We start from the raw sequence: 19,048 nt of genomic DNA on the forward strand, positions 1-19,048 counted from the left end.
GGGGCGTGTTCTTTTGCGGGGGCGTGTTCGCGCTCCGGTGGGTGGGTGCTCCGGGCGGCCGTCGTTGGTGGCGGGTCTGGGGGGTCAGGCCTCCGGCCTGGCGGGCGCGGTGGTTGCGGATTCTTATAAGCCGCCCGGAGCACCCACCCACCTCCGCGCACCCGCTGTCTCGCCGTACGGCCTGTGGGCCGTAGTCGCTTCCTCGCGGGCAGCCCATCGGGCTCTTGGACGCTGAAGCGATCCGTACGTGGGCGTTCTGGGTCCGTCGCCGTAGCTGAAGCGCCGGTGCGGGAAGGAGCGCAGGGGGCTCGCCGTATTTCGTCGGGCCCGTCGTGACCTGCCGGCCGTTGGTCGGCTTTTCGCGGCTTGCTGCGGCTTGTCGTTGCCGGTCACGACTTGGCTCGGGGGCGAGTGTGATCGCCTGATGGGACACACCGCGACTCGAACCGCGACTGTGACCGGTGGGTGCCTCGCTCCACTCCTCTGCCGTGGTCCAGTCGGACGGGCACACCGCGATCCGGACCGTCACTGTGACCGGAGGGAGGGGTACGCCTCGGGTGAGGGACTTCGGTCAGGTGGTTCAGGTGGGTCAGGTGGAGAGAGGGCCGGGTCCGTCAGGTTCGTCGGTTCTGTTGGCTCCGTTGGCTCGGTCGGTGCTGGTGGTCTCGTTGGTTGGGAGGTGGAACCAGACGGCGGTGCCTGCTTCGGGGTCGTGGTGGGTGCCCCAGGCGGTGGCCATGGTCTCGACCAGGAGCAGGCCGCGTCCGCCGTCGCTGTCGAAGTCGGCCGCGCGGACGAAGGGGAGGCTGGTCGCCGAGCCGTCGTCGATGACCTCGGCGTGGATCATGCCGCCGCCCAGGCCCAGGCAGACCGTGATCGATCCTGCTGTCGTCCGTCCGGAGTCGGAGTGGACGACGGAGTTCGTCACGATCTCGCTGAGCAGCAGCACCACGTCGTCGAGGGCGGAGACGTCGATTCTTCCGGTGAGCAGGTCTCGTGCCCAGGCGCGGACCGTCGCGACCGAGTAGGTGAGAGCCGATGGGGAACCAGCCTGTGGATCTGTCCCATGCGGAGTGGCGCAAGAGTTCGCGCAGTGACGGCAACGGTGGAGCGTGTGTCGAGGTGGCACGCAATCTGACCGGGGTCGTGGCTGTTCGGGACAGCAAAGACACCAACGGGTCGGCGCTTGTCTTCCCCTCTGAGAGGTGGCGGGTCTTTGTCGGTGGGGTCAAGGGTGGGGAGTTCGATGGTCTGGGCTGAGTTGGGTGTCAGCGGGGCAGGTCGTCGAGATCGATGGTGATGGGGAAGGGGACCGGGACGATCAGACGGTCGTGGTGGATACCGGTCAGGCCGTAGGCGCCGGTGGCGGGGTCGAGTTCGTAGACATAGACGACGGGGGAGCCATCGTTGTTCTCCACCCGCCAGAAGTGCGGGATGCCCGCCTCGGCGTAGCGGAACGGTTTGGTCTTGCGGTCACGGTCCTCGGACTCGGGTGAGACCACCTCGACGGCGAGGTGCACCTCGCCGGGGGTGTAGAACGTCCGGTCGTCGTCATCGGCGGCCTCCGCGTCGACGACCACGATGTCGGGGCAGGGACGCATCCGGTGGCCGAGCTTGACGTCCATCCGGTTCACGGCCGCGAGGTGTCCGGGGGTACGGGCTTTCAGGCCGACTGCCAGACCGGCGAGGACGCGCTGGTGGAAGCGTGTCTGGGGAGCGGCGAAGACGAGGGCTCCGTCGATCAGCTCGGCACGCTCGAAGAAACCGGGTTCACCGTTGGGGCCCTCGGACAGACGGTCGAGGTCGTCGGCCTTCCAACCCTCCGGGGGTGGAGCGGGCCAGTGGTCGAGTGCGGCACCCATGCGGGGCACTGTAATTCCGGGCCTGTGGTGACCGGACCGCTTCAGGAAGTTTTCACCTCGGCTCGGATGGTGGAAGGGGGGTGCGGCGGTCGCGCGGGGTGATCCCCTATCGGGAACCTGATCAGTCGACCAGGCAGGCGTACCAGGTCGACTTGCCGTAGATCGAGCAGTTCCAGGCATCTCGGCCCCACCCGGCCGCCGCGAGCCCGGTGACGGTGTCGCCGCCGGAGGCCACAGCGTCGAGCCGGATGACCTGGCCACCGCTCCAAGCAGGCCGGGGTTCACCTCACGTCGTACTACTGCGGATTCCCCAGCAGTTGAGCGGCCTCGTCGTGCCTGCCGACCTTGGCCAGGCAGGCGGCGAGGTGACGGCGCGCATTCAGATAGCCGTCCATGTGATCCGATGGCCGACGGAGGAACAGCTGCTCATGTGCCCAGAGGGCCTCGTTCATCACGAGCACGGCGTCACCGGGCCGGCCCAGCCCGTCGTACGTCAAGCCGAGGTTGGACAGGCAGCGGGCCAGTCCGGGGAGGAAATGCTCTTTGTCTACCTTGATGAGTTCCCGGTGGACGGTGACGGCCTCCTCCTGGACGGACAGGAGATCCGCGGAACGCTCCAGCCGCACGTGGGCCACCTCCAGACGGCCCAGGGCGTTGGCGAGGTCGGGCAGGAAACGCTCCGGAGCGGCCTGGGCCAGTTGCCGGCACAGGTTGACGGCCTCCTGCCCGATGGTCGCGGCGTCGTCGGGCCGCCCCGCGTTCGTGAGCCCCATACCGAAGCCGACCAGGGAGCGGGCGTAGTCCGGCATGAAGCGTCCGGGATCGAGCTCGGCCAGCTCCTGGCGGAGGCGGGCGGCCTCCTGGAGCTGGGGCAGAGCGTCGTCGTGCCGGCCCTGCCCGGAAAACGCGTGGCCGAGGTTGATCAAAGAGCGGGTGTAACCAGGCACGTAGCGTTCGGGGTCGTACCCGACCAGCACCCGGTGGAAGGCGACGGCCAGCTCCAGCGGGGGCACGGCCTCGTCCAGCCGCCCCATGCGGGTCAACGTCAGCCCCAGGTTGGTCAGCGTCGTCGCTTTCCCCTCATGGATGGCGCCGATCTGCGGGCTGTACGGATCGCGCTGGTCGGCCATTACCTTGTCGTAGAAGGCGACGGCCTCCTCGAGCAAAGGCACGGCCTCGTCGAGGCGGCCCACCTCCATGAGCGTCACACCCAGCTCGCCCACGGCGATGGCCAGTTCCAAAGTGGGTCGGCCTGATCCGGCGTCGGCCAGCCGCCGGTGGACGGCGACGAGTTCCTCGATCACGGGCAGTGCCTCGCCGGGCCGGCCCAGGTCCGACAGCACCGTCCTGAGCCCGTCCAGGGCGCGGGCCAGGTCGAGCAGGTGCTCCTCGGGGTCGGTGGCGACCAGTCCGCGCCGGACGTCGGCGGCCTCCCTCAGCGCGGCTACGGCCTCCTCGTACCGGCCCAGACCATTCAGCGCCGACCCCAGCTCGCACAGTGCCGAGCCCAGGGCGTCCGGAATCGGAGACCCGGGATCGTCCCGGTAGTCGGGTACGACAGCCAGTTCCCGGTAGAGATTGACGGCCTCCTCCCACGCCGGTACGGCCTCGTCGGGCCGGCCCAGGGCGGACAGCAACGCGCCCAGGTCGGTCAGGGCGGGGGCGAGCTCAAGGGCGTGCAGGCCGCGGTCCGTGCCGATCAGCCGCCGGAGAGCGGCGACGGCCTCCTCGAAGGAGGGCAGGGCCTCGTCGAACCGCTGCAGCTCTATCAGCGCCCTGCCCAGGTCGGATAGGGAGTGGGCCAGGGGCGGCAGGTGGTTTTCGGGATCGGCCTCGGCCAGCCCCCGGTGGACGGCGACCGCTTCCCGATACCTGCCGAGCTGCTCTTCCAACTTCCGTTCCTCCATAACTCTCCGCGCGGCGGGGGCGGACCGGCCGTCCTCGGGCCACATCGCGTCTTCTCCTCGCGGTCGGGGCTTATTGCACCGGATACGAGGGTTGGTGACGAAGCTAGAGATCGTTACTTGGAAGCGGCTTGTAGATCACTCAAGGAGACTTAGGAGAAGCCGGGCCAAAGGAGTCTTCACAGGTCGGGGGCACCATCGTTGGATTCATGGCCATTACCCGGACGTCCCGCAACCGGGTTCCCGGTTGGTAACCCTTTCGCCACGATGGCGGTGAATCGCATCTTTTGTGCCGTTTCGCAGGCACGCTAAGGTCAAGCAGGAACGGGAGCCGGAAAGCAGGGGCGGGATGGCGTGGGCAGCCCGGGCGGTCGCCGTCGTCCTGGCTGTGCTGTCTCCGGCGCTCGTGGTCGCGGCCATGCTGATCTTCGCGGGACTTCCGGAGGAGTGGCTGCCGCCGGTGACGGTCACGCCGCTGACGGCGGCGGGGGTGACCTTTCCCGTGGTCAGCGCGTTTCTCATCGCGCATCGGCCTCAGCTCAAGCTGGCATGGTTGATGTGCGCGGGCGGGCTCGGCGGTGCCGTCTACGACTTCTGCCAGGCGATGATGCTGGCGTCCGCGGCACGCGGGGATCTCGCGCTGGCGGGGCTCATGAGGTTCCCGGCGCAGGTGGGCTGGGCAGTGTGCGGGCTCGTGCTGGAGATGCTGCTGCCGCTGTACTCCCCGGACGGCAGGTTGCCCTCGCCGCGCTGGCGAGCGGTGGTGCTGCTGGGTGTGGTGTCCATCGGTGCCGAGACCGCGCGCCAGTTCGTGCGGCCGGATCCGCCGCTTGAGGGCTACCTGTTCCCCGCCGTCATCCACAACCCGCTGCAGATCCCCGCTCTGGCGCCGTACCACTCGGCGATAGGGGTGCTGACCTGGACGGGGATCTTGGTGACGCTGCCGTTGGCGGCGCTGTCCCTGCTGCTGCGTCTTCGCCGGGCAGACCCGGTGGGCAGGCGGCAGATCGGCTGGCCGCTGTTGGCGTTCGCCGGGTACATCGTGTTCATGCTCGTGGGCATCGTCGTGCCGGAGCTGTACTGGCTGTCGACCCTGTGGGCGATGCTCGTCCCCGTCGCGATGGTGTTCTCGGTGATGCGCTACCGGCTGTACGGCATCGACACCGTCATCAGCCGGACCTTCGTCGCCGCGGGGCTGCTGGCCGTGGTCGGCGGGGTCTACTTCGGTGTGGCCGCGCTGTCGAGCCTGATGGTGTCCGGGTACGACCAGATCGCCGGGCTCGCCGCCGCCCTGTTCACGGGCGCGTTCTTCCAGCCGTTGCGCCGGATGCTGCAACGTGCCGTCGACCGTCTGCTCTACGGCCCGGTCGGCGATCCACGCGTGCTCGCCGAGCGGCTGGTCCAGGAGATGCGCCGGGGAGATCCGGCGCAAGCGCTGGCGTCGGTGATCGGGGTGCTGCGCGAGGGCCTGGCGGTACAGGGGGTCGCGGTGGAGGTGACCGGCGGCGAGCCGGGGGACCAGGTCAGCGTGGCAAGCATGATGAGCGGGCAGGTCGGCGACTCCCCGCGCGAGGTACCACTGGTCTGGCACGGCGAGCAGGTGGGGCGGCTGCTGGTCGGCCCGCCCACCCCGCGCCGCTTCCCCGCCGCACACGACGAGCGGGTGCTGGAAACGTTGGTCCCGTACGCGGCCGACGTGGCGCACGCGCTGCGGATGGCGGCCGACCTGCAGGGTTCCCGGGAGCGCATCCTGACCGCCCGGGAGGAGGAGCGTCGGCGGCTGCGCCGCGACCTGCACGACGGCCTGGGTCAGACGCTCAGCAGGATGGCCATGACCATCAACATTGCCCGCCTCAGCCTGAAGGCCTCCCCGGAGGCGGCGGACGAACTGCTGCGCGAGTTGCGCTCCGGCATGGACGCGGTCACGGGCGACATCCGGCAGATCGTCTACGGCCTGCGCCCGCCCGTCTTGGACGATCTGGGCCTGGCCGCCGCCGTACAGGCGCTGGCCGGGCCGGCCGACCCCGAAGGCCCCGCCACGGAGGTGAGCGCCGAGGGCGACCTGGCCGGCCTGCCCGCCGCCGTCGAGGTGGCCGTCTACCGGATCGCGCAGGAGGCGCTGACCAACGTCCGGCGGCACGCGCGTGCCACTCGCGTCCGTGTCGAGCTGCGTCGCGAGCCCGAGGCGCTGCGCCTGCTGATCGCCGACGACGGCGTGGGCCTGTCGCCGGAGCGCCGCTCGGGCGTCGGCCTGGCCTCCATGCGCGAGCGCACCGCGGAGCTGGGCGGACTCTGCCTCATCAACGGCGAGCCTGGGGAGGGCACCACGGTGGAGGTGATGTTCCCCGTTCCCGCGACCGACGCGTCGCCGGTACGGCAACACCGGACGGCTTCCGTCGGCAGGCGGTCGGCCCCCTGAGTCCGGAGATCACGAAGATCGCGGGAGTTCCGCACGTGGCGAACCCGAGAACCGCCGTCCTCAAGGACCTGCCCATCTCCTCGTCCGGGCGCGGCGTCCCAATGATCTACAAGTCGCTCTCCACTGCCGGCCTCTAGCCTCATCCGCGGTCCTGCTGAGCCGGAGCGACCCGGCGCGGTGCATGCCCTCGAACGGGACTGCGACAGCGGTCCTTGAACGAGATGAGAAGGAGGCGGTGGTGGCCATGAGCATCGTGCCGTTGTTTGGCATCGTGCCGTTGTTCGGAATCGTGCTCGGAGCGGTGTTCGTCGGGGCCGGCATCCGGGTGATGATTGTCGATCACCGGCTGCGGCGGCACGGGGTGCGGGTGCCGGGCGTCGTCGTGGGACTGCGCAGGTCCAGAGGCGGCAACCGCCTGTACTATCCCACGCTGCGGTTCCAGACGGTGCAGGGCTCCGTGGTGGAGGCCGCGTCGGATCTGGGCTCCAACCCGCCGCAGGCCCGTCCGGGCCAGCAGGTCATGGTGGTCTACGACCCTGAGCGCCCCCAGCGCGCCCGCCTGGACGGGGTGAGCGGCGGCGTGCTCCTCGGCGTGCTGTTCATGACCGTCGGGGCGGTCGTCCTGGTGCTCTCCCTGGTCTTCGCGGTCGGCTTCGGGGTCATCTTCTGGTCGTGAGGGCGGGGGCGGACTCGCGCGGCGGTCGTACGGGCTCGGGTGCTCGCGTAGAGGACGCCGGAGATGATCAGGGCGGCGGCGGCGAGTTTGAGCGGGGAGATGGGCTCGCCGGTGAACAGGGCGGCCGAGGACATGCCGAAGACCGGGACGAGCAGGGCGGAGGGCGCGACCACCGAGGCGTCGTAGCGCTGGAGCAGGAAGCCCCAGATGCCGAAACCGCCGAGGGTGGAGATCAGCGCCACGTAGAGCACGGACAGGCTTCCCTCCACCGAGAACTCCAGCCGGGGAACCCCCTCCACCAGCAGGGACAGGCCCAGCATGGGCAGGGCCGCGACCGCGCTGATCCAGACCATGAAGCGGAACGAGTTGGGCGGCGCGGCGCTCCTGACCGTGATGTTGCCCACGCTCCAGAAGAACGCCGAGCCGACGACCAGCAGGAACGCGCCGAAGGGGCCACCGGTGCCCAGGTCGGCGGCGATCAGCACCAGCCCGGCGAGCGCGACGGCCATGCCGGTGATCCGCCGCGCGGTGAGCCGCTCTCCCAGCAGGGCGACGGCCAGGACGGCGGTGAAGACCGCCTGAACCTGGACGACGAGCGAGGTCAGCCCGGCGGGCATGCCCGCCCGCATGCCGATCAGCAGCAGGGTGTACTGGCCGATGCCGAGGGTGGTGCCGGTGAGGAGCACCTTTCGCCAGGGCACCCCGGGGCCGCCGACGAACAGCAGCGCGGGGAAGGCGGCCAGGATGAAGCGCAGCGCCACGTAGAACAGCGGTGGAAAGTGCCGGAGCCCGACCTCCATGACGACGAAGTTGAAGCCCCAGAGGGCGGCGAGGCCGACGGCGAGGAGGAAGTGCCGGGTATGCATGCATTCATCCTCGTTTTCGACGATATTTCAGCACAAGCGAGAATTTCTGATCCCTGTCGTTTAGTGTTGCTTACATGTTGGATCTCAACCGGCTCAAGGCACTGCACGCGGTCTCCGTCTACGGATCGGTGGGCGCGGCGGCCGAGGCGCTCATGGTCACCCCCTCCGCGGTCTCCCAGCAGCTCGCCAAGCTGGAGCGGGAGACCGGCGCGACCCTGCTGGAGCGCAACGGGCGCGGGGTGCGGCTGACCGACGCGGCAGGGCTGCTCGCCGACCACGCCGGACGCATCCTCGCGCTGGTCGAGACGGCGGAGGCCGACTTCGAGGCACTGCGCGGGCAGGTCGTGGGGCGGCTGGGCATCGGCGCCTTCCCCACGGCGGCCAGGGGACTGATGCCGGCCGCGCTGGCCCTGCTGCGCACCCGCCACCCCGACCTGCGGCTCCAGCTCATGGAACGCGAGCCCTCGCGGCAGATCCGCGAGGTGGCCAGGGGCGAACTCGACCTCGCGGTGATCCAGGACTGGATGAACCGCCCACTGGCCATCTCCGAAGGGCTGTCCCGGGCGACGCTCTTCGACGACATCGCCGACGCGATCCTGCCCGCGGCCCACCCCCTGGCGGGCCGTGCCGAGATCGAGCTGGCCGAGCTGTCCGGGGAGCAGTGGATCAGTTCCTCGCCGGGCACCGTCTGCCACGACTGGCTGGTCTACACGCTGCGCTCGGCCGAGCTGGAGCCGGACATCACCTGCATGGCGGATGAGTACCCCACCCAGATGGCCCTCGTCTCGGCCGGGCAGGGATGCGCGATCATTCCCCGGCTGGGCCGCGACTTCGTCCCCTCCGGGGTGCGGGTCGTCCCGATCAGGTCGCGCCCGACCCGCAGGCTCTACGCGCTCTGGCGCAGTGACGCCGCCCGCCGCCCGGCGATCCGCGCCGCGGTCGAGGCGCTGAAGGCCGTCTCCGCCGATTTCCACATCCCCATCTCCGAGTCCGCCGGATCGGTGCCGTCCACCGTCCTGGCCGGGGGCGTTCGCCCGGTCGAGTGAGGAGGCGCGGCCACCGTGCCAGGTGCGCTCTCCCGTGAGGCCGGGCGCCGCCTCGCGAGGACGGCGACGTGCCGTCCGGGCGACCGCGGCGGGCAGCGGATCGATGGACGTCCGGAGCGCGGGGCTCAGCTGAGAGCGATCGTCACCACACCGCCGACGATGACGCCTGCGGCCAGCAGCCGCCTGGTCAGGTCGCCCTCGGCCAGCAGCCTGCCGCCGAGCAGCACCGCGACGAGCACGCTGACCTCCCGTACCGGGGCCACCGCGCTGATCGGCGAGAAGGCGAACGCGGTCAGCGCCAGCAGGTAGGAGAGCGGCATCAGCACCGCCGCGCCCAGCACCCGCGTCCGGTGCTCGCGCCAGACGGGCAGGACCAGGCCCCGGCGGTGGCCGCCGAGCACCGGTGCGGTCAGTACGAGGGTGCGGCCGAGGTCGCCGAAGTAGTTGAGCAGGATCGGCGCGACCGCGAAGGCGCTCACCACCTGCTTGTCCCAGACGGTGTACGCCGCGATGAACACTCCGGTGGCCAGCCCGAACCCGATGCCGCTCAGATCCTGGCGGCTGGGCCTGCGAGCCATGCTGAGCAGGAAGACGCCCACCCCGATCAGGCCGATCCCCGCGATGCCCGCCAGGCCGGGTCGCTCGCCCAGGAACAGCACGGCGACCAGGCTGGCCAGCAGCGGTCCGGTGCCTCGGGCGATCGGGTAGACCATCGACAGGTCGCCGTGCCGGTAGCCACGCTGGAGGAACATGAAGTAGCCCAGGTGCAGCGTGGTGCTCGCGGTGATCACCCCGAGGTCGGCCCAGGAGAGGCCGGTGCCGCCGAGGAGGAGATAGCCGAGCGCGACCGGGGTCCAGACCGCCGTGGACGCGGCGGCCACCATCCAGACGAAGACGACGCCGTCGGTGTCGGCCGCCTGCTTGCTCAGCAGGTTCCAGCAGGCGTGGGCGACGGCCGAGGTGAGGATGAGGGCGAGGGCGAACAGGCTCACGGGGGACCTTTCCGGACCGCCGGACCGCGGAACCTTGGCCACAAACGCCCCAGACCCTACTCGCCTTCGCCACGCGCTCCCAGTGGTCCACCTGATCGGCTACGGGCCCGTAGCTGTGGGTAGGCTGGCGGAACCATGGCTGAGACCACCGTCGTTCACCTCCTGCGCCACGGTGAGGTGCACAATCCCGCTAACGTCCTGTACGGCAGACTTCCCGACTACCACCTCTCCGAGAACGGCGTCCAGATGGCCGAGACGGTGGCCAAGGCGGTCGCCGGCCGCGACGTCGTCGCGCTGTTCTCCTCCCCGCTGGAGCGCGCCCAGGAGACCGCCGCCCCGCTCGCCGCGACCTTCCACCTGGACGTCACGCTCGACGAGCGGCTGATCGAGGCCGAGAACATCTTCGAGGGCCTCTCCGTCGGCGGAGGCGACGGCGTCTTCCGCAACCCGCGTTTCTACCGCTACCTGTGGAACCCGCTCCGTCCCTCCTGGGGAGAGCGCTACAGCCACCTGGTCAACCGGATGAGCGGCGCGATCAACGCCGCTCGCAGGGCGGCGCGCGGCCATGAGGCGATCATGGTGAGCCACCAGCTCCCGATCTGGATCATCCGGCTCGCCGCCGAGGGCAGGCGCCTGCCGCACGACCCGCGCCGCAGGCAGTGCGCCCTGGCCAGCCTCACCAGCTTCGCCTTCGAGGGGGACCGGCTGATCAGCGTGGGATACAGCGAGCCCGCGGCGGCGCTCGTCAAACGCCCCACTGTGCCGGGCGCCTGACACCGCCGGTACAGTGATTGCTCTACCGGTTGTAGTACAGGGAGCCTCCGTCACCCATGCGCGCACAATCCTTCGCCGCCGTCGCGCTGCTCGTCGTCGTGGCCGGATGCGCCGGAAACCAGGGGGCGCAGCCGCAGACCGGCGACACCCGCTTCATCGCGGGCGATGGCAAGATCACCCTGTTCCAGGCCGCCGACCGCAAGGTCGCGCCGCCGGTCGAGGGGGAGACCCTCGACGGGGGCACCGCGACGCTCGCCGCGCACAAGGGCAAGGTCGTGGTGCTCAACTTCTGGGCCTCCTGGTGCGCGCCCTGCCGGGCCGAGGCGCCGGTGCTCAAGGACATCTCCGCCAAGACGAAAGCGGACGGAGTGGAGTTCCTCGGCATCGACTTCAAGGACCGTAAGGCCGACGCGCTCGCCTTCGAGCGGAGCCACAAGTCCGGCTACCCGAGCATCTTCGACCAGCCGGGCAAGGTCGCGCTCTCCTTCCAGGGCACGGTCCCGCCCGCGGCCATCCCCTCCACGCTGATCATCGACCGCCAGGGCAGGATCGCCGCCAGGGCACTCGGTGCGGTCAAGTACAACGACCTCCTCGACGCCGTGACCAAGGTCGGTAATGAGAGATGAGCTGGGCCCGCGATGAGCGCTGACCTCGCGAGCACCGTCGCGAGCGGTTCGCTGGCGCTGGCGCTGCCGATAGCGGTCGCGGCCGGACTGGTGTCGTTCCTGTCGCCGTGCGTGCTGCCGCTCGTGCCCGGCTACCTGTCGTACGTGACCGGCATGAGCGCCGATCCCAGGCGGGGGCGCATGGTCGCGGGCATCGTGCTGTTCGTCCTCGGGTTCGCCGTCGTGTTCGTGGCCGGAGGGGCGCTCTTCGGCGGGCTCGGCGCGATGCTGTTCGGCAACGCGGGGATCATCACGCGGGTGCTGGGCGCCCTCACGATCGTGCTCGGCCTGGCCTTCATGGGAGTCATCCCCGGCCTGCAGCGTGACTTCCGCATCCACCGGCTTCCGGCCGCGGGCCTGGCGGGGGCGCCCCTGCTCGGCCTGGTGTTCGGCCTGGGCTGGACCCCCTGCATCGGCCCCACCCTCGGGGTCGTGCTCACCCTCGGCCTGAACGAGGGCAGCGCCGGTCGCGGTGCGATACTCGCCTTCGCGTACGCACTCGGCCTCGGCCTGCCGTTCGTGGTGGCCGGGCTGGCGTACAGCAGGGCCCTGAAGACCTTCAAGGCGGTACGCCGCCACTCACAGCTGATCACGCGGGCGGGCGGCGTCATGCTGGTCGTCGTCGGCGTCCTGCTCGTCACCGGGCTCTGGGAGCAGCTCGTCGCGACGATCCAGGGCTGGGTCGGCGGATTCGAGCCGGTGATCTGATGGGGCACATCGACCCTGGGGCGGGAGAGCGAGCGGTGGCCGAGCCGCAGACGAAGACGGTGGCCGCGAGCGGTCCCGAGGCAGGCGGGAAGAACAAGGAACGGCCCGTGGGAATCGGGTTCGTGGGCTGGGCGCGCTGGTTCTGGCGGACGCTCACCTCGATGCGGACCGCGCTGATCCTGTTGTTCCTGTTCGCCCTGGCGTCCATTCCCGGCTCGATCTGGCCGCAGCGCGGCGTCTCGGACGCCAAGGTCTTCCAGTACTTCGAGGACAGCCCCCGGCTCGCCGAGTGGCTGGACAGGTTCTGGCTGTTCGACGTGTTCAGGGCGCCCTGGTTCGCCGCGATCTACCTTCTGCTCTTCCTGTCCCTGATCGGCTGCGTGCTTCCCCGGACCATGACCCACCTGCGCGAGGCGCGCAGGAAGCCGCCCGCGGCGCCGCGCAACCTGGGCAGGCTGCCGCAGCACGCCTCCTTCGAGGCTCCGCTGACCGTCGAGGAGGCCGCCGCCAGGCTGCGCGCCAAGCGGTTCCGGGTGACCACGGGACCCGGCTGGGTCGCCGCGGAGAAGGGCTACCTGCGTGAGACCGGCAACCTGCTGTTCCACGTGGCACTGCTCGGCCTGCTGCTCGCGGTCGGGATCGGCACGCTCTACGGCTACCGGGGAAACGTGCTGGTCGTGGAGGGCGAGGGGTTCGCCAACACGGTCGCGGCCTACGACCGCTACATGCCGGGGCCGCAGGTGAACGCCGAGTCGCTGGAGCCGTTCTCCTTCACGGTCGAGGACTTCCAGGCGAGCTACATCGCGAAGGGCGAGAAGACCGGGCAGCCCCTCGACTTCGAGGCCAGGCTCAAGGTCGAGGACGCCCCCGGCGCCCCCGTGCGCGACTACGTCCTCAAGGTCAACGAGCCGCTGAACGTCAACGGCACGCAGAGCTACCTGATCGACCACGGGTACGCGCCGACCTTCAGGATCGTCGACGGCAAGGGTCAGGTCGCCTTCGACGGGCCGGTGCCCTGCCTGGTCGTCCAGCCCGCCAACTTCACCTCCGAGTGCGTGATCAAGGTCCCGGACGCGCAGCCGGAGCAGCTCGGCATCCTGATCGGTTTCCTGCCGACGACGGTCCCGGTGGGCTCGGAGTGGGTGTCGGTCTTCCCCGGCGCCGCCAACCCCACGGCCCAGGTCTACGGTGCCTTCGCCGGTGACCTGGGCCTGAAGGACGGCCGGCCGCAGTCGGTCTACGAGCTCGACCCCGACAGCCTGAAGAAGATGAAGCCGCTGGTCATGAAGGCGGACCCGCTGGCGGTCAACGAGAAGCTCGCGCTCCCGGACGGTATGGGCTCCATCGAGTTCACCGGCGTCAGGGAGTGGATCGCCCTGCAGATCACCCACGATCCCGGCCGGATGCCGGCGTTCGTCGCCTCGGTCCTCGCCGTGGCTGGCCTGGTGCTGACCCTGACCGTCCGCCGCCGCAGGGTGTGGGTACGGGTCCACGGCGAGGCCGGTCAGCCCGAGGGCGAGAGCCGGCGGGTCGAGGTGGGCGGCCTCACACGTACCGAGGGTGGAGATTTCGGCGAGGAGTTCACCGAGATCGTCTCCGCTTTGAACCCAGGAATCCCCAACCCAGGAGTTAAGGATGCCCGTTGAGGTCGATGCCGGCCTCGCCACCCTGAGCGATCAGCTCATCTTGGCGACGGTGCTGCTCTACGTCTTCGCAATGATCGCCTATGCCTGTGACCTGGCCTTCAGCCGGTCGGCGGGGGGGAAGGCGCGTACCGAGGCACAGCCCGTCCTCGCCACCGTCGGGGCCGGCACCGGCGCGTCACAGGACGCACCGGAATCCGCCCCCGCGAAGGATGAGGCTCCGGCAGAAGCGCCCCCGACCTGGGTGATGTGGGTGGGGCGGGTGGCCGTCGGACTGGGCTGGCTCGGCTGGCTCGCCAACTTCGCCTCCCTGGTCACCCGTGGCCTGGCGGTGAACCGGTGGCCGTGGGGCAACATGTACGAGTTCGTGGTCGCGATGTGCCTGGCGGTGGTGGGCACGTTCCTGTTCATGCAGCTCCGCTACCGGGTCCGTTTCCTGGGCGCGTTCGTCACGCTGGCCGCCGCGCTGGGACTCGGTTTCGCCGTACGGTACCTGCACGTCCAGGCCGGTCCCGTGGTGCCGGCGCTGAACTCGTACTGGCTCGTGATCCACGTGTCGGCGGCGATCGTCGCCAGCGGGCTGTTCTTCGTGGCCGCCGTCTCGGGCATCCTCTACCTGGTCAGGAAGGACACTGCGGTCCGCCTGCCGTCCCGGCAGGACCTGGAGCGGGTCGCGCACCGGGCCATCGTGATCGGCTTCCCGATCTGGACCTTCGCCGTCATCGCCGGGGCGCTCTGGGCGGACAAGGCCTGGGGCCGCTACTGGGGCTGGGACCCCAAGGAGGTCTGGGCGTTCATCACCTGGATCGTCTACGCCGCCTACCTGCACGCCAGGGCCACCGCGGGCTGGAAGGGCAAGGCCGCCATGATCGTGCAGCTCGTCGCCTGCGCCTGCCTGCTGTTCAACCTGGTCGGGGTGAACATCTTCCTCGGGGGCCTGCACTCCTACGCCGAGGTTCCCTGAGTCCGGCGCCGAGCCCACGCTGACCGGCCGCATCGGCCGGTCGGTCGTCGCCCGTCCGGTCAGTCCTCGTCCCGCAGGCGGCGGTCGAGGTCCTTGAGGAAGTCGGGGTCGTCGTCGGGACCCTTCGGGGCCTCGGGGCGCTGTGGCATGTCCTCCGCCAGGAGCGAGCGGGGCGCCCTGGGGCCGTACGGCCGGCCGAGCAGCAGCCAGAAGAGCCCTCCGACGGGCAGCAGCAGCACCACGATGAGCACCCAGAGGAGCTTGGGCAGATTTCTGGACTCCTCGTCCGGCGTGGTGATGACGTCGAACAGGCAGTAGAGCCAGAAGGCGGATATCGCCAGACCGACAAGCAGGGGCATGCCCGAACTGTAAGCCATTGTGAGACCCGTTGCTGTCAGCCCTCCGTTACGGATGACTGGCGAGGGCCCACCCGGTTAACGTGGAACCCGTTGACACTTCCCCAGGGGGTGCGATGGCACAGTCGGGCGACAAGGGCCGTCATCGACGGCGGTGGTGGCAGCGGGGTCCGGCCGCGCGTACGGAGAGTGCTGTCAGAGAAGCTCCGCGTGATGTCTCCCGCGAGGTGTCCCGCGAAGCGGAGCGCCGGGTCGGGGCGGTCACGGCCCCGGTGGTCGACCGCCCGCAGTACACCTGGAAGGACTTCGAGCTCGACGACGAGCGTCCCAGGGCACAGCCCAACTCCCCGGACACCCCGGATCTGGGTGACGGCCTGCGCCACTGCGGGCGCCTGGAGCGCATTCTGCACCGTCAGTGGGATTCGCGGTGGGAGATCCCGCCCCCGGAGGTCGTACGGGCGGTGGAGAGCCTGGCCAGGCTGCCCGACCTGCTGAAGGACAAGCTGGCCGACGGTCTCGACGGCATCTACGTCGGCGCGGGCGGGGTGCCCGACCTGGACGACATGGGGTACCTGCGCGGTGCGCCGCTGCCCTCGGGCCGGGCGACCTGGGACGTCTGCGCGGGAGCGTACGGCGACCGCAAGATCGTGGTGGGAGATCGCCCCTCGCCCACCCCCGACGTGATGATGCACGAGGTCGGGCACGCCCTGGACGATGTGGACGCCCCCAACGGCGACTGGGTCTCCGACTGCCCGGAGTTCGCCGCCCTCTACGCCCAGTGCGTTCCCGTGCTGGCCTCGGGGTTCCATCTCCAGCCGGGCGACCTGGGCCGCAAGGAGTTCTTCGCCGACGCCTTCGCCGCGATCGTCTCCCGGCAGCGCCCCGCGCTGGTCGACATGCTGGGCGGCGACACGCGAATGGCGCTCAACGTCATGTTGTTCTTCAACCGGCGCTACGGAATCTAGGTGATCTGGGATGTACGTCGTCAGGCTCGCTGACGGTACTCTGCGCGTTCCGCAGACCCTGGCCGGCGATGACGGGCGTCTGATCGGCAACGCCTATGTCGAGGTGTCCCCCGGGGATCCCGACTACGACCGCTGGCTGGCCGAGTCGTTGACCGAGGAGGAGTGGGCCGAGCGGCGGCGGCGCTGGTCGGCGGAGAACGACGACCTGGAGCGGGAGTTCCTGGCTTTCAAGGCCGAGCAGGAGACCTAGGCCGATTCGGGTACGGGTGTGGTCACCGTCCGGGTCGTGTGACACTTCACACGACTCCACGGTGACCCTGCGGCTTCCGGGTAAGGCGCGCAGGATCACCGATGGTGTGACGTCCTAAGTCGTCAGACGCGCGGGGACTCGCCTGCAGGCCGTTCGGCCGTCAAGACGTCCTCTCCACGCAGAAGGGCGTGCACTTCCGACTCGCGGAAACGCCGGTGCCCTCCGGGGGTACGGATGCTGCTGATGCGGCCTGCCGCGGCCCAGCGTGTAACCGTCTTTGGGTCGACCCGGAAGAGGGCGGCAACCTCTCCAGGCGTCAGCAGACGCTCGCTGCTACTCTCCACAATCTCTCCCCCTCGCATCCCGCTTCCTGCCAGCGGGCGGACAGGTAACCAGTGTGCCGAGCGAAGCCTGATTTATCCGTGGTTTTCAACAAAGATCACGGGTTGTTATCTACTGCCTGCCCGATTGTTATATGATAGAGCCTCTTTGGGACTCTCGTGGGTGTTTCTTTACGAAACTGGTCTGTTGTGAACACTAGCAGCGCTCGCAGTCAATGCGAAGAGTGCTCCCGTGACCACCACGGTCATGCTTGGACGATGAGCGGAGTGACGTAGCCTCGACGTTGTGCATCCCGTCATCGTTTACACCGCGTCCCGGGTCGGTCTACTCGCCGTGAGCCTGGGAGTGCTCTATATCCTCGGCCTGCGTCAGCCCCTGATCCTGCTCGTCACCGCGTTCCTGGTCAGTGGTGTGGCCAGTTACGTCCTGCTCTCAAAGCAGCGGGACGCGGTAAGCGAGCGAATCACTAAGAATCAGGAGTGATCGGCGAGGGGAACATACCGACTCGGGCATGGTACTCGTGACCAAGCCGGGTTGTGTCACTACCAACGAGTAATCCGCCGGGATGCGCCAGGAATGCCTTGACTCCGATTCCGCGATCCCGGGTGGGGTTCCATGTTAGGGCCTTGCCGGTGCGGGGATGGATCGCTCCGATTCCCGGACGCGCCACCGCTCCGGGTCCCGCCGAGTCGTGGCCGGACGGGTTGTCCAGCCAACGCTGGTGCCCGCCGACGTAGACCGCCGCCCCCGTCGCCGCCACCGCGTACAACGAGTCGCCCCCGGTGTGGTTCACCCAGGTCGGTCGCACCTCGCCGCGGGCGCGGGTCTCGAAGCGCGCGGCGGTGTCGCACATCCTGTCCGGCCCCCCGGGGCCGCCGGTCGTGACGACGGTGAGATAGCTCCCGTCGGGGGCGAAGTCCAGGCCCCGCACGTAGCCGGGAAAATCGGCCATGCACCTGCCCCGGTAGGCGCCGGTCCGCCAGGGTGCGACCTTGGCCGGTGACGTGGCGACGTCGATCAGGCCGAGTTGCGGGCGCGACAGGCCGTCGAGGGTGGCGAAGTCGCCGCCGACCGCCAGCCTGCCGTGGCTCAGGGAGAGCGCGTGGACCCTGGTCCTGCCACCCCTGGGCTCGTCCGGCCTGATCGCGAAGGTCGGGTCGACCGAGCCGGTGACGGCGTCCAGCCTGGCCAGTGCGGTGAGGGCGACGGGACCGATACGGGTGAAGTCGCCGCCGACGTAGAGGTGGCGGCCCAGCCTGGCCAGGCTGGTGACCGTTCCGCCGCGGACCTGGGCGCCGAAGTGGGCGACCGGGGATCCGTCGGACAGCCGGAGCAGGGCCAGGCCCCGCGTCCGCGTCCCGCCGGTCGTGGTGAACCGGCCGCCCGCGTAGACGGTGCCGCGCACCCCCGCCGCCAGGGCCTGGACCGGGCGGTCGAGGCGTGGTGCGAAGCCCGGCAGCACCCGCCCGGTGGCCAGGTCGTAGGCGAAGAGGTTGTCGCGCGACAGCACCCTCGTGCTCCGGGCCTCGCGTACCTCGCTGAACGAGCCTCCGACCACCACCGTGCCGCCCACCAGCGCGATGGCGTTGACGATCCCGTCGAGCACGTGGGGAGTGGTGTTCACCGGATCGGTCAGGACGACCCTGCTGTGCTCCGTGGTGCCGGCGGCGGCGGTCCCGGGGAGCGTCAGGATCAGGGCCGCGGCCAGCGGGTAAGCGGTTCTGGCAAACATTCGACAATTTTTAGCATGCTCTGGGTAGTCGAATAACTACTTTCCGTGGATTGTCAGGCCGGGCCTAGGCTTGATGGCATGACGCGCGCTTCTCTGGACAAGCAGCCGCATGAGGTCGCCGCGATGTTCGATCGCACGGCCCGGCGGTACGACCTTGTCAACGACGTTATCTCTCTGGGCCAGGTCCGGCTGTGGCGTAAGGCGGCCGCCGCGGCCGTCGACGCGGGCCCCGGCGAACTGGTCCTCGACCTCGGCGCGGGCACCGGCACGTCCACCGACACGTTCACCTCGCTGGGTGCCCGCGCGATCGCCTCCGACTTCTCGCTCGGCATGCTGAGCACCGGGGTCAGGCGCAGGGGCGGCTCGGGCGTCTCCGGCGGGGGAGTGCGGGGTGTCAGCTTCATCGCGGGCGACGCGCTGCGGCTGCCCTTCGCCGACGGCGTGTTCGACGCGGTGACGATCTCCACGGCGTTGCGCAACGTGCAGGACACCGGCCAGGCGCTGCGCGAGATGTACCGGGTGGCCAAGCCGGGCGGGCGCCTGGTGATCCTGGAGTTCTCGCACCCGACGCCGAGGTCCTTCGACCTCGTATACTCGCAGTACCTGATGAAGCTGATGCCGCAGGCAGCCAGGCTCTTCGGTTCCAACGACGACTCCTACGAGTACCTGGCGGAGTCGATCAGGGCCTGGCCGGACCAGGCGGGGCTGGCGAGGATCATTCAGGAAGCGGGCTGGGAACGGGTCGCCTGGCGCAATCTCACGCTGGGCATCGTGGCCCTCCACCGCGGATATAAGCCCGCATAGAAGATTGGCAGGCGATAGCAGTACCCACCTGACACTTTCCCCCGCAAAGGCGTTAGACTTCGGGCCGACAAGTTTGTGAA

At 69.6% G+C, this 19,048-nt stretch carries 20 protein-coding genes and 1 pseudogene; 13 read left to right on the top strand and 8 right to left on the bottom strand.

Going from position 1 to position 19,048, the window contains the following annotated elements; genetic code table 11:
- Window positions 1–589 precede the first annotated feature (589 nt).
- Complete coding sequence (locus AB0K21_RS15625) at window positions 590–1,129, bottom strand: ATP-binding protein (protein ID WP_364150401.1); 540 nt, start codon at window positions 1,127–1,129, stop codon at window positions 590–592.
- Between AB0K21_RS15625 and AB0K21_RS15630 the strand changes: the two genes are divergently transcribed.
- A complete protein-coding gene (locus AB0K21_RS15630) occupies window positions 1,039–1,260 on the top strand; it encodes a DUF397 domain-containing protein (RefSeq protein WP_364150404.1) in 222 nt (73 codons plus the stop codon). The two genes, AB0K21_RS15625 and AB0K21_RS15630, sit on opposite strands and share 91 nt — an antisense overlap.
- Window positions 1,261–1,268: 8 nt before the next feature.
- Here the strand turns inward: AB0K21_RS15630 and AB0K21_RS15635 are convergent, their stop codons facing one another.
- Window positions 1,269–1,862 carry a Uma2 family endonuclease gene (locus tag AB0K21_RS15635; RefSeq protein WP_364150407.1) on the bottom strand — a complete coding sequence of 198 codons (594 nt, stop codon included), beginning with the start codon at window positions 1,860–1,862 and terminating at the stop codon, window positions 1,269–1,271.
- Window positions 1,863–2,158: 296 nt separating this feature from the next.
- Entirely contained in the window at window positions 2,159–3,754 is a 1,596-nt protein-coding gene (locus tag AB0K21_RS15640) for a tetratricopeptide repeat protein (RefSeq protein ID WP_364150410.1), read from the bottom strand.
- A gap of 361 nt (window positions 3,755–4,115) precedes the next feature.
- Between AB0K21_RS15640 and AB0K21_RS15645 the strand changes: the two genes are divergently transcribed.
- Both AB0K21_RS15645 and AB0K21_RS15650 read left to right on the top strand, forming a co-directional pair.
- Entirely contained in the window at window positions 4,116–6,185 is a 2,070-nt protein-coding gene (locus AB0K21_RS15645) for a sensor histidine kinase (protein WP_364150413.1), read from the top strand.
- Window positions 6,186–6,429: 244 nt separating this feature from the next.
- Window positions 6,430–6,759 (top strand): annotated as a pseudogene (locus tag AB0K21_RS15650) (DUF3592 domain-containing protein); the annotation flags it as partial.
- On the opposite strand, the gene AB0K21_RS15655 reads toward AB0K21_RS15650, so the two are convergent.
- Entirely contained in the window at window positions 6,714–7,727 is a 1,014-nt protein-coding gene (locus AB0K21_RS15655; RefSeq protein WP_364150416.1) for an EamA family transporter, read from the bottom strand. The pseudogene AB0K21_RS15650 and the gene AB0K21_RS15655 sit on opposite strands and share 46 nt — an antisense overlap.
- Before the next feature lie 74 nt (window positions 7,728–7,801).
- Between AB0K21_RS15655 and AB0K21_RS15660 the strand changes: the two genes are divergently transcribed.
- Window positions 7,802–8,773 (top strand): LysR family transcriptional regulator, encoded by a 972-nt coding sequence (locus AB0K21_RS15660; protein ID WP_343981036.1) that lies wholly within the window; start codon window positions 7,802–7,804, stop codon window positions 8,771–8,773.
- A gap of 125 nt (window positions 8,774–8,898) precedes the next feature.
- Here the strand turns inward: AB0K21_RS15660 and AB0K21_RS15665 are convergent, their stop codons facing one another.
- Window positions 8,899–9,765 (bottom strand): DMT family transporter, encoded by an 867-nt coding sequence (locus tag AB0K21_RS15665; RefSeq protein WP_364150420.1) that lies wholly within the window; start codon window positions 9,763–9,765, stop codon window positions 8,899–8,901.
- A 135-nt stretch (window positions 9,766–9,900) separates the two neighbouring features.
- Here AB0K21_RS15665 and AB0K21_RS15670 point away from each other — a divergent pair, with 135 nt between their 5' ends.
- From AB0K21_RS15670 to ccsA, 5 genes are read left to right on the top strand one after another with little or no spacing between them, the layout of a single operon-like run.
- The gene (locus AB0K21_RS15670) at window positions 9,901–10,539 is read left to right on the top strand and encodes a histidine phosphatase family protein (RefSeq protein WP_343981041.1); all 639 of its coding nucleotides are present in this window, start codon (window positions 9,901–9,903) and stop codon (window positions 10,537–10,539) included.
- Window positions 10,540–10,595: 56 nt separating this feature from the next.
- Window positions 10,596–11,165 (top strand): TlpA disulfide reductase family protein, encoded by a 570-nt coding sequence (locus AB0K21_RS15675; protein WP_364150423.1) that lies wholly within the window; start codon window positions 10,596–10,598, stop codon window positions 11,163–11,165.
- Between the two features lie 12 nt (window positions 11,166–11,177).
- Entirely contained in the window at window positions 11,178–11,912 is a 735-nt protein-coding gene (locus tag AB0K21_RS15680) for a cytochrome c biogenesis protein CcdA (RefSeq protein WP_364150426.1), read from the top strand.
- Window positions 11,912–13,558 (top strand): cytochrome c biogenesis protein ResB, encoded by a 1,647-nt coding sequence (locus AB0K21_RS15685; RefSeq protein WP_364150429.1) that lies wholly within the window; start codon window positions 11,912–11,914, stop codon window positions 13,556–13,558. Before AB0K21_RS15680 ends, AB0K21_RS15685 begins: the two co-directional genes overlap by 1 nt.
- Window positions 13,548–14,519, top strand: a complete 972-nt coding sequence (gene ccsA, locus AB0K21_RS15690; RefSeq protein WP_364150432.1) for a cytochrome c biogenesis protein CcsA — start codon at window positions 13,548–13,550, stop codon at window positions 14,517–14,519. The genes AB0K21_RS15685 and ccsA overlap by 11 nt, the downstream gene beginning before the upstream one ends.
- 59 nt (window positions 14,520–14,578) lie before the next feature.
- Here the strand turns inward: ccsA and AB0K21_RS15695 are convergent, their stop codons facing one another.
- Window positions 14,579–14,878, bottom strand: a complete 300-nt coding sequence (locus AB0K21_RS15695; protein WP_343981059.1) for a PLDc N-terminal domain-containing protein — start codon at window positions 14,876–14,878, stop codon at window positions 14,579–14,581.
- Window positions 14,879–15,102: 224 nt separating this feature from the next.
- Between AB0K21_RS15695 and AB0K21_RS15700 the strand changes: the two genes are divergently transcribed.
- The gene (locus AB0K21_RS15700) at window positions 15,103–15,840 is read left to right on the top strand and encodes a hypothetical protein (RefSeq protein ID WP_343981063.1); all 738 of its coding nucleotides are present in this window, start codon (window positions 15,103–15,105) and stop codon (window positions 15,838–15,840) included.
- A 10-nt stretch (window positions 15,841–15,850) separates the two neighbouring features.
- Window positions 15,851–16,090 carry a hypothetical protein gene (locus tag AB0K21_RS15705; RefSeq protein ID WP_343981066.1) on the top strand — a complete coding sequence of 80 codons (240 nt, stop codon included), beginning with the start codon at window positions 15,851–15,853 and terminating at the stop codon, window positions 16,088–16,090.
- 122 nt (window positions 16,091–16,212) lie between these two features.
- Here AB0K21_RS15705 and AB0K21_RS15710 read toward each other — a convergent pair whose 3' ends face one another.
- On the bottom strand, window positions 16,213–16,452 hold the full coding sequence (locus AB0K21_RS15710; RefSeq protein ID WP_012887349.1) for a BldC family transcriptional regulator: 240 nt from the start codon (window positions 16,450–16,452) through the stop codon (window positions 16,213–16,215).
- Between the two features lie 265 nt (window positions 16,453–16,717).
- On the opposite strand from AB0K21_RS15710, the gene AB0K21_RS15715 reads away from it, so the two are divergent.
- The gene (locus AB0K21_RS15715; protein WP_343981075.1) at window positions 16,718–16,915 is read left to right on the top strand and encodes a DUF4229 domain-containing protein; all 198 of its coding nucleotides are present in this window, start codon (window positions 16,718–16,720) and stop codon (window positions 16,913–16,915) included.
- Here the strand turns inward: AB0K21_RS15715 and AB0K21_RS15720 are convergent.
- On the bottom strand, window positions 16,899–18,164 hold the full coding sequence (locus tag AB0K21_RS15720) for a delta-60 repeat domain-containing protein (protein ID WP_364150437.1): 1,266 nt from the start codon (window positions 18,162–18,164) through the stop codon (window positions 16,899–16,901). The genes AB0K21_RS15715 and AB0K21_RS15720 overlap by 17 nt on opposite strands.
- Before the next feature lie 78 nt (window positions 18,165–18,242).
- Between AB0K21_RS15720 and AB0K21_RS15725 the strand changes: the two genes are divergently transcribed.
- Window positions 18,243–18,968: a demethylmenaquinone methyltransferase gene (locus tag AB0K21_RS15725; protein ID WP_364150440.1), complete on the top strand. Its 726-nt coding sequence runs from the start codon at window positions 18,243–18,245 to the stop codon at window positions 18,966–18,968.
- Window positions 18,969–19,048 lie beyond the last annotated feature (80 nt).

The sequence above is a fragment of the Streptosporangium sp. NPDC049248 genome (assembly GCF_040678965.1).
In the GTDB taxonomy this organism is placed as follows: domain Bacteria; phylum Actinomycetota; class Actinomycetes; order Streptosporangiales; family Streptosporangiaceae; genus Streptosporangium; species Streptosporangium fukuiense.

Coding starts and splice junctions, on each gene's coding strand:
- AB0K21_RS15630 (WP_364150404.1), top strand. CDS start 1,039: ATGGGGAACCAGCCTGTGGATCTGTCCCATGCGGAGTGGCGCAAGAGT.
- AB0K21_RS15635 (WP_364150407.1), bottom strand. CDS start 1,862: ATGGGTGCCGCACTCGACCACTGGCCCGCTCCACCCCCGGAGGGTTGG.
- AB0K21_RS15645 (WP_364150413.1), top strand. CDS start 4,116: ATGGCGTGGGCAGCCCGGGCGGTCGCCGTCGTCCTGGCTGTGCTGTCT.
- AB0K21_RS15655 (WP_364150416.1), bottom strand. CDS start 7,727: ATGCATACCCGGCACTTCCTCCTCGCCGTCGGCCTCGCCGCCCTCTGG.
- AB0K21_RS15660 (WP_343981036.1), top strand. CDS start 7,802: ATGTTGGATCTCAACCGGCTCAAGGCACTGCACGCGGTCTCCGTCTAC.
- AB0K21_RS15670 (WP_343981041.1), top strand. CDS start 9,901: ATGGCTGAGACCACCGTCGTTCACCTCCTGCGCCACGGTGAGGTGCAC.
- AB0K21_RS15675 (WP_364150423.1), top strand. CDS start 10,596: ATGCGCGCACAATCCTTCGCCGCCGTCGCGCTGCTCGTCGTCGTGGCC.
- AB0K21_RS15680 (WP_364150426.1), top strand. CDS start 11,178: ATGAGCGCTGACCTCGCGAGCACCGTCGCGAGCGGTTCGCTGGCGCTG.
- AB0K21_RS15685 (WP_364150429.1), top strand. CDS start 11,912: ATGGGGCACATCGACCCTGGGGCGGGAGAGCGAGCGGTGGCCGAGCCG.
- ccsA (WP_364150432.1), top strand. CDS start 13,548: ATGCCCGTTGAGGTCGATGCCGGCCTCGCCACCCTGAGCGATCAGCTC.
- AB0K21_RS15695 (WP_343981059.1), bottom strand. CDS start 14,878: ATGCCCCTGCTTGTCGGTCTGGCGATATCCGCCTTCTGGCTCTACTGC.
- AB0K21_RS15705 (WP_343981066.1), top strand. CDS start 15,851: ATGTACGTCGTCAGGCTCGCTGACGGTACTCTGCGCGTTCCGCAGACC.
- AB0K21_RS15710 (WP_012887349.1), bottom strand. CDS start 16,452: ATGCGAGGGGGAGAGATTGTGGAGAGTAGCAGCGAGCGTCTGCTGACG.
- AB0K21_RS15720 (WP_364150437.1), bottom strand. CDS start 18,164: ATGTTTGCCAGAACCGCTTACCCGCTGGCCGCGGCCCTGATCCTGACG.
- AB0K21_RS15725 (WP_364150440.1), top strand. CDS start 18,243: ATGACGCGCGCTTCTCTGGACAAGCAGCCGCATGAGGTCGCCGCGATG.